We start from the raw sequence: 6,208 nt of genomic DNA on the forward strand, positions 1-6,208 counted from the left end.
TTGAACTGTGATTGGAAAGGCTGCATGATAGGAGTATGAAAAGCGGCTAAAAGCCGCATAAAAAGCGTTATGCATTTTTATTAACTTCGGAGTTGTTTATGCAGTTTCCAACATTTGATTTTAGGCAGTGGTATCAAACGGATTTAACAACTATTGAACAAGTTGGAAATGTGTTCTTTAACAGAGAGGTAGATGGTGAGTTGTTCTTTAGAGGGATGGCAAATTATGACTTTGTGTGTATATCCACCTTTTACCGATACTTTATCTCTAACCGTGCTCTGAACTGGTCTGAAGTCGATGTAGGCTTTAACTCAAAGGTTTTACTCCCAGAAATCGACCTCGAGGAATATAAAAGACAGTCTTTCCAAATTTTGGACGATTTTTATGACAATTTAAGGACTCTTGGTTCTCAAGAACTATCGTTTGAATCTATTGCATACTTAGCACAACACTATGGGTTACCGACGGACTTAATCGATTTCAGTTATGATCCTAAAATAGCTCTCTACTTTGCATGTTGTGAGATGCCTGAAAAAGATTGCAGTGTGTACATGTTTGATATTTATTCACGTGTAAAAGAAATGATGGGGCTTTATGCCTCGGGAAGTATTGGGTATTGTCGAAAGCCCGATGGGTCATTGATGGATGCAAGTGAGCGAGAGCATCATGCTAGAGAGTTGTGTACAAAATTATCGAAAGATGGACTACCGGCAGTTACCCCTGTCATTGAACTCGATAAGATTAAATATGGACAGCGCATACTGAATCAGAAAGGAGCTTTCATATACCATCGAAATGCAGTGCCAATGGATCAACTGATGTACACAGCATCAACTCACACCAGTTATGCAGGGCGTCGTGTATATAAAATTGCCCATTCACTTAAACCAATAATCTTAAAAAGATTGGAAGACGACTTTGGTATAAACGAAGCATTTGTTTATCCAGATGCAGACCAAAATCTCGAAATCATTGATACTGCCGCTCAAATGACGCGAGAAAAATTGGGCCTCTAACAAATGCAAACAATTTAAGAGTGATTCGGCACGCGTGGCATTTTTACTATGCGTTGGTTTTAGTGTTTAAGGTGGTATGCGGCGGTTTTGGTATTGAGTTGCTCACCCCTTAACAGGGCTAGGCTTCAAGAGGAAATAATGAATAATCTTTATCTACAATTAATGGGAAAGGAGAACGATCTTTGTATTCCGGTCATGGATGTCGAATATTTACAAGGGCTCCCTATGTATGCGGCTCAGCTTGCTGGTCTTGGTGAAGGCACTAAATTTCCAAAAATCATTTTAGATTTAGAACAAATACAGGTACTGGACTACACCTCTATATCAACAGTTAGCGATGAACAAAAAAATGTAATTAACGACAAGTTAAAAAAAATACCTCCTGCTCCAGATGAGCTAGCTTTCTTAGCTTTAAAATCTCTTTATACTTATGCTTGGTGTGAAATTGAGACACAAAAGGAGTTTGAATCAGCAATTGAAACTGAACAAGCTCTAAATTACCTTATAACAAAGCAAGCTATGGAGCTTGCTAGTGATGTTATGTATCAAGATGCTAAGCTACCCTATTGGATAAGGCTAAGTCAGTTACGAGTGATGTCAAAAATTCCCCAAGATATCATTAGTAGCGGTAAATTAGATAAAGTTGCGTGTTATCCCATCAAAAGTCCTTTTTTCAATGCGAATTCGACAATGTTTAGAGATGGGACTGACCCATTAATTGGTTTTAATTATGCGCTAGAACCCATTCTCAAGATGCTAAATCGAATAATGGTTCACTTCTACTCATCACAGCATTTAGCGGGTGAAATAAGAATACAGAGAGCTTGGAAAGAGCTTTTACCAATTGTTAAATTTCTTTTAGGAACAGCAAGTGCATACGAGGTAACACCAAATGCTATTTTATTTAGTGTCGAGGATGCGCAGTTAGCCCAGAATATTTCTGCTGATCAAGTAGATTTTATAATGCTACATGAACTGGGGCATATTCTAAATAATCACCCTTTTCAATTAGACGAACTAAAAGGAACTGAGAGTGAAGTTGAATCTAGGCATAAACTAGAGCTCAATGCAGATAGCTTTGCTCATCAAGTTTATAAAAAATGGCTGCTACTTGACGATGACGAAAACTTAGACTTTAAGCTAGGAGAATATGCTAACTTAATAGAAGGCTCTCAATTGCTATTTATTTATATGAACTTTTTGGAGTTTGCCAAAGATAAAGTCGCATCTTTTAGCAATGTATCAGCGAGACCATCATTAAGTGACACACATCCTTCTGCTAGTCTTAGGCTTGAGCATCTAAATGCTTTAACAGGCATTAAATCTAGGTCTGATAGAGTTGGCTATGCTACTAAATTATTTAAGCAAATTATTGATTATGTAACAGACGCAAGCGAGGAAGAAGTTCTTTCTGATATGTCTTCGCTTAGAAAAGAAGCCTAACAAGTGTTTAAGGTTTCAAGATACTTTTTCTAAACTGGTATTAGCGGTTTCCCAGATTACGCGTAACTTACTTTTGTCCATTTTCAAGTTAGCGTGGCCATTATACAGAAAACAGCGAACTTAATATCGACAACAACCGTGGCGCAGAGGCGAGTGCCATTTTGTACAGTATCAGAGAAACGGCCAAAGCGAATGAACTCACCCCGTTCGATTACATCGAACACTGCTTAGAGCAATTATAAAACCCTGTGACCTCAACAGCCTCTTACCCGTTAAACTAGGCAGGGCGTAGTTTGCCGGACGCTTACAGTGAAGGTTTTAAATCGTTAGATGAAGCGCGTAAATGAGTCTATGAATTTGTTTATTGGTACAACAATGAGCATCACCATAGCAGGATTAAGTTTGTGACACCAAACCCGAGACATGATGGTCTTGATGTTGGAATACTGGCGAAGCAAAAAGCGTTGTATCAGACAAAAAGAAATGAACATCCATAGCTATGGTCAAAAGATAAGCGAAACTGGCAGCCAATAGGCGATACGGCGTTAAATACAGAGCAAGATAAAGAAGCTGCCTAACAATTTAGGCGACAACTGTCTTGAAAAACGCCGTTAACCGCATAAGGTAATGCTCTGCTAATTCTGGTCTAGAAAAATTCCAATCACTCATTGTTACCTCCAATTACACGCAATTATCTAGTTCATGTATAATTACACGCAAGACAGGTAAATATGTGTAATTTAATTTACGGGTTTATTCCTATTCAATTAATTATTGTCTGAAGGCTAAGGTGACAAATGATATTCTCACTATCGCTTCCCACCTTGGAATAGTGGTTCGCCCATCAAGACTTACATGCACATCGAAAACCCCAAAATTCCATTTAGAATGAATAGGTTAGGCCTATCCTACCACCCTTAAATCTTTATAATTTACTGATTTTGTTGATCTTTTTTGTAACCCATACACATTTGAGACTGAAAGCAGTCAACAACACCGAATTTGAGACCGACTTGTCTGAGGTTCAAAGAGGAATAGTCTTCTGCAATAAAATAAGGTTTTGATAACAAATTAGGATCTACAAGCAATTCTGAATACTGGTCCACGAGTTGCGAAGCAGTGGCCCATTGTGGGCGGAATATGCAATTAAGAGTGGCTCCTAACGTCTGGTTTTCTTGTCCTCCCGTTGGGCTATCTGTTTAAGGGGTTGTGCCATACAAAAAGTAATTTAACAATAACTAAATTAGAGTATCACCGGCACGGTTCTGTCCTGTCCAAAAGTGAGTTTGCCAAGCTATAAAGTTGAGAGTGTTTTTCACTGACCACTAGAGTTCTTTCCTGTCTCTATAGGAAGTCAAATGAGTCTAAATGTAGACTTCACCAATGACGTCTACAACTTAATGACCAAAGAAAATTATTGATTATTAAATCCATGAAAAACGAAAAACATGTATTCAAAAAGAATAAATCAATGACTTACGCTATGTTTTTCGTTTTCACATGGATCTAATCTCGAATTATTTCGCAACTTATAGAATAACTATTAACTCTTAATAAATATTGGAATTTACATTCGCTCTAACTTAAGCATTCCCACCCAATTCAGTCCCTTTTATGTACTCGATAAACGCCTTTGCATGCCCACCTTCGCAAACAGATAGGGCTGTGATATTACCGAATGCGGGTATTGGTTTATTGTTAAACCAAAATATGACCTTGTCAGGCTCCTCTGCCCAACTGAGCAATACAGGGAAGAGATAAGCTTGTTCTTCAATTGTAAAAAAACACTCTAGATTCTCTTTTAGTTGTTCATAAGAAGCTTGTATATAAGTCATCAGTTATGCCCTTAATGGTTAAATAAAATCCTAAGTAAGCCTATGTTTTTGATGGTATTTATTCAATTTAAAACTAGTGGGACACCTGACTTTCAGGTTTTTACATCAAACGTCTAAGCATTTTGAAGGTAAGAATATTTATGTACAAGAATTGTGTCTGAATTTATATGGTTAAGTGTCTGGCAGATAATGAGTTTAATATCAGATTATTTTAAAGCATTCTTGTTGAACCATTTCAAATTCTGGTTTTGGAATATGGATAACCTCGTCGTCACTACCGTTCAATATAACATTAAAAATCTCCCGTACATTGAGTTGAAACGGCTCAAGCATCTGTTCGATGCTCAGTTATCTAAAGACTTAGTTGGTAAAACAATTGCTGAACGAGAAAATTGAACGGTGTCTGCTTCATTAGTAATGAAGCAGGAGCGTATAGCAATCTTAAAACAACTAAGTGTCAGTGATGTTTGGGGGACTGGACGGCGTATTAGCAAGAAACTAGAGCTAATGAATATTCATTCGGCATTTCAATTAGCCTCTATGCCGCCTATTTTGGCAAGAAAGCAGTTTAATATTGAGATTGAACGTACGGTTCGTGAGCTCAACGGACAAGCGTGTAAAGTATTGGATGAAGAAAGGGCAGATAAAAAGCAGATCTTCTCAACCAGAAGCGTTGGAGAGCACATAACTGATTATGAATCGCTATTACAAGCATTGGGTAAACATGTCTGTATTGCAGCAGCTAACAGCACGCAAACAAGTCTCAAACTTCAAAACCATGCTGGTTTTTGCCAGTAACTCACAGCATTATGAGCGTCCTGTCAGCTATAAAGTTGTAGTGCATTTCCCCAGCCCGACGAGTTGTACTGTCGATCTCACTAAAGGAATGAGTGGTGCCGCAGTTCAGTTATTACGTGACGGTGTGCGTTATTATCTAATCGGTATTGGAGTTATCGATTTAGTCAGTGATAAGCGCAACCAGCTCGATTTATTTAACCCTCCTACTGCAAATCCTCTACGGATGCTTTCCTTAGACAACATTAATCAACGTTATGGCCGTGATACCTTATTTTTAGCAGCACAAGGAGTTGAGCATAATTGGGCCATGCTCCGTGATTCCCCTACCCCTCAGTACACGACTAGTTGGGGCTGTTTACCTAATATTAAGTGCTAAAAATTTTAGTTAAGTGGCAGGATAATATTCTTAATTTTTGCGCTGTTGATTGTTGGCTGAAGCTAAAATCGTTATATGTAACGGTTTCATGAAAGAAGATATGGCGACTAAAAATGATTAAATTTAAAGATCGACAGCTTGCTTTAAATGATCAAGCCCAAAAGTGAATGATCAATCAAACTATTTTGATCATAAGCTCTAAAACTGCATGACTTAACCTGTTAAACGCAGCCAGCTACCTAGGCCTTAATACTAAAAATCATGAGTTGCTCTCTTCGAAGAATACCAATGATGAGTGGTATTTCTCGAAGACTGAGTGCGTGAGATAGTAGTGGAAGACACTTCGAAAAGTTTTATTGGCTATCGAGTTGAGGTAACTTCCAGATGTACCGGCCTTTCATTTTGTACCTATCAACCCAAGTATTGTCTTGCTGCCAGAAGATTCTCCGTTTGATACGACTTCCGCTGACGGTATATCAAGGCTGAACTATGCAATTGTCACTGATAGCAGATCAGCCTATTGGTGCCATGATATAAATCGGCTGATCAAACTCCCCGCTTAAATCAGGGGTTCTACACCGGAACCCCAGAAAATTCCGTCACTAAAGCTAATGACCATCTGATTTGTATGATATTGAATAAATTACGGGTCATGTGACAGTTTTTAACGTCAAAATCGTCGTTTATGCTTTGTCACTAAATCGGTCGTTTACGTGACATCTCCTCTGATTGCTAGGTCG

Annotated in this window: 3 protein-coding genes and 3 pseudogenes; 5 read left to right on the forward strand and 1 reads right to left on the reverse strand. The window is 38.3% G+C overall.

The genetic code is table 11. The features are described from left to right. Positions 1-98: 98 nt before the first annotated feature. The 4 genes and pseudogenes from CXF78_RS11315 to CXF78_RS11330 all read left to right on the forward strand — a co-directional run. The gene (locus CXF78_RS11315) at positions 99-1,016 is read left to right on the forward strand and encodes an FRG domain-containing protein (protein ID WP_102036836.1); all 918 of its coding nucleotides are present in this window, start codon (positions 99-101) and stop codon (positions 1,014-1,016) included. A 138-nt stretch (positions 1,017-1,154) separates the two neighbouring features. After that, a complete protein-coding gene (locus CXF78_RS11325; protein WP_102036838.1) occupies positions 1,155-2,459 on the forward strand; it encodes a hypothetical protein in 1,305 nt (434 codons plus the stop codon). 101 nt (positions 2,460-2,560) lie between these two features. Further along, positions 2,561-2,751: pseudogene (locus tag CXF78_RS22060) on the forward strand (transposase domain-containing protein); the annotation flags it as partial. 16 nt (positions 2,752-2,767) lie between these two features. Further along, positions 2,768-3,037: pseudogene (locus CXF78_RS11330) on the forward strand (IS3 family transposase); the annotation flags it as partial. 1,005 nt (positions 3,038-4,042) lie between these two features. Here CXF78_RS11330 and CXF78_RS11335 read toward each other — a convergent pair. After that, complete coding sequence (locus CXF78_RS11335) at positions 4,043-4,294, reverse strand: hypothetical protein (RefSeq protein ID WP_102036839.1); 252 nt, start codon at positions 4,292-4,294, stop codon at positions 4,043-4,045. A gap of 398 nt (positions 4,295-4,692) precedes the next feature. Between CXF78_RS11335 and CXF78_RS11345 the strand changes: the two are divergent. Beyond that, positions 4,693-5,468, forward strand: a pseudogene (locus CXF78_RS11345) (DUF4113 domain-containing protein); the annotation flags it as partial. Positions 5,469-6,208: the final 740 nt, after the last annotated feature.

The organism is Shewanella sp. 11B5 (genome assembly GCF_002836795.1).
In the GTDB taxonomy this organism is placed as follows: domain Bacteria; phylum Pseudomonadota; class Gammaproteobacteria; order Enterobacterales; family Shewanellaceae; genus Shewanella; species Shewanella frigidimarina.